Origin of the sequence: Mesorhizobium sp. M7A.F.Ca.ET.027.03.2.1 (assembly GCF_003999175.1) — a bacterium.
Classification (GTDB): Bacteria; Pseudomonadota; Alphaproteobacteria; order Rhizobiales; family Rhizobiaceae; genus Mesorhizobium.
Genome location: NZ_RZOM01000977.1, coordinates 1 through 2,355 on the forward strand (window position 1 = coordinate 1; position 2,355 = coordinate 2,355).

Annotated in this window: 3 protein-coding genes; all 3 read left to right on the top strand. The window is 61.8% G+C overall.

What is annotated here, in order from left to right; genetic code table 11:
* Window positions 1-237, top strand: a 237-nt coding sequence (locus EN750_RS29880; RefSeq protein ID WP_145968040.1) for a tyrosine-type recombinase/integrase, incomplete at its 5' end; no start/stop codon positions are given.
* A 99-nt stretch (window positions 238-336) separates the two neighbouring features.
* A complete protein-coding gene (locus EN750_RS29885) occupies window positions 337-1,287 on the top strand; it encodes an acetyl-CoA carboxylase carboxyltransferase subunit alpha (RefSeq protein ID WP_063173172.1) in 951 nt (316 codons plus the stop codon).
* A 217-nt stretch (window positions 1,288-1,504) separates the two neighbouring features.
* Window positions 1,505-2,355: murein L,D-transpeptidase family protein (locus EN750_RS29890; protein ID WP_145968041.1), on the top strand; the 851-nt coding region annotated here is incomplete at its 3' end.

A 2,355-nucleotide genomic window follows, 5' to 3' on the forward strand; every position in this document is an offset into this window, starting at 1 on the left:
GTCTTTGCGCGTGACCTGAAGGGGCTGGCGGCAAGGGCCGGCATCGCCTCGGCGAAGATCTCGCCGCACGTGCTGCGCCATGCTTTCGCCAGCCATCTCCTGCAGAACGGCGCCGATCTCCGGGCCGTGCAGCAATTGCTTGGCCATGCCGACATATCGACGACACAGATTTACACCCATGTGCTGGAAGAGCGGCTGGTGCGGCTGGTCAACGATCATCATCCGCTTGCCGACTAGGCCTCATATCGCTATGTGAGGACGACATTTCACCGCCCGGAGCCTTGGATTCAAGGGTTCCGTCAGCCACTGCCTTCCGACGTATCGGTCCGCTCACGCATGTATAATTACCTCGATTTCGAAAAGCCGGTGCAGGACCTCGAGGGCAAGATCCTCGAGCTGAAGAAGCTTGCCGAGAATGGCGAGGCGGTCGATGTCGGCGACGAGATCAGCCGTCTTGAGAAGCGCTCCCGCGACGCGCTGCGCGACGCCTACAAGGCGCTGACGCCGTGGCAGAAGGTGCAGGTGGCTCGCCATCCCGACAGGCCGCATTGCGTCGACTATATCAAGGGCCTGTTCACCGATTTCACGCCGCTGGCCGGCGACCGCAATTTCGGTGAGGACCAGGCGATCGTCGGCGGTTTCGCCCGTTTCCGCGGCGAACCCATTGCCATCATCGGCCAGGAAAAAGGTTCCGACACAGCCAGCCGCCTGAAGCACAATTTCGGATCGGTTCGCCCGGAGGGCTACCGCAAGGCGGTACGGCTGATGGAACTCGCCGACCGCTTCAAGATCCCGCTGCTGACGCTGGTCGACACGGCGGGCGCCTATCCCGGTGTCAATGCCGAGGAGCGCGGCCAGGCGGAGGCTATCGCCCGTTCAACCTCGACCTGTCTCGGCCTGAAAGTACCGTCGATCTCGGTGGTCATCGGCGAAGGTGGTTCGGGCGGCGCCATTGCCATCGCCACCGCCAACCGCGTCTACATGCTCGAACACGCCATCTATTCGGTGATTTCGCCGGAAGGTGCCGCCTCGATCCTGTGGCGCGACACGACGCGATCGAAGGACGCGGCGACCAACATGAAGATCACCGCGCAGGACCTTCTGGAGCTGAAGATCATCGACGCCATCATCCCCGAGCCGCTCGGCGGTGCGCATCGCGGCGCCGAAACGGTGATCGCCGCGACCGGAGACCTCATCGCCAGGACGATGAAGGATTTTGCCGGCGCCAACACCGATTTCCGCGAGCAGCGCCGCGAAAAATACCTGGCCATGGGCCGCAGTCTCTGACCACAGGCAGCCTTGGCCGCAACAATGTGGCGGGGCGGAGCATTTTTGCCACAAAAATGCCGCTGCATTCGGCTCAATGAGACTGCCGCAGGGGGATGCGTCGGCACTTGCGGTAAGGAATTTATTAGGGTTAACGGGCTTAGGGTCCGTCGATGCGCAGTGTAGCAGCCGGGGCAGGAAGCGTCCTGGCGCCAGAGAAAAGACGATATCCGTAGCCATGTTTGTCAAGCTTGCCCGCACCGGAATCCTGATCGCTGCCCTCGGCGTTGCCGGCTGCAACAATTCGTCTATGAAGGATTTTGCCCCGGAGGCCAACAAGCCGCTGCCCGACAAGATCCTCGCCGACATGAGAGCCAAGGGCATGGTCCGCACCTCGTCGGTGATGGCCCGCATCTTCAAGGAAGAAGGCAAGCTCGAGATCTGGAAGGCCAAGACCAACGGCCGCTACGACATGGTCGCCAGCTACGACATCTGCAAATGGTCGGGCAAGCTCGGGCCGAAATACACCGAAGGCGACCGCCAGGCGCCGGAAGGCTTCTACACGGTGCGCCCGGCGCAGATGAATCCGCGCTCGAACTACCATTTGTCCTTCAACATCGGCTATCCCAACGCCTATGACCGCGCCAATGGCCGTACCGGCTCCAATTTGATGGTGCACGGCGCCTGCTCGTCGTCGGGCTGCTATTCGATGACCGATGCGCAGATCGAGCAGATCTATGCCTTCGGCCGCGACGCATTCCAGGGCGGCCAGACCGAGTTCCAGATTCAGGCGTTTCCGTTCCGCATGACCGCCGCCAACATGGCGCGCTACCGCAACGACCCCAATTACGACTTCTGGAAGATGCTGAAGGTCGGCTACGACAATTTCGAGATCACCAAGGTGCCGCCGAAGGTCGATGTCTGCGAGAAGCGTTATGTCTTCAACCAGGTTGCCGCCGACGGTCAGACATTCGATCCGACCGGCGCCTGCCCGGCGACCACGCAACCTGATTCGCTGAAGAGCGCCTACAATTCCTACATGAGCACCTACGACGCTGCGTTCAGCGGCGCGGTCAAGGCCAGCGTGCC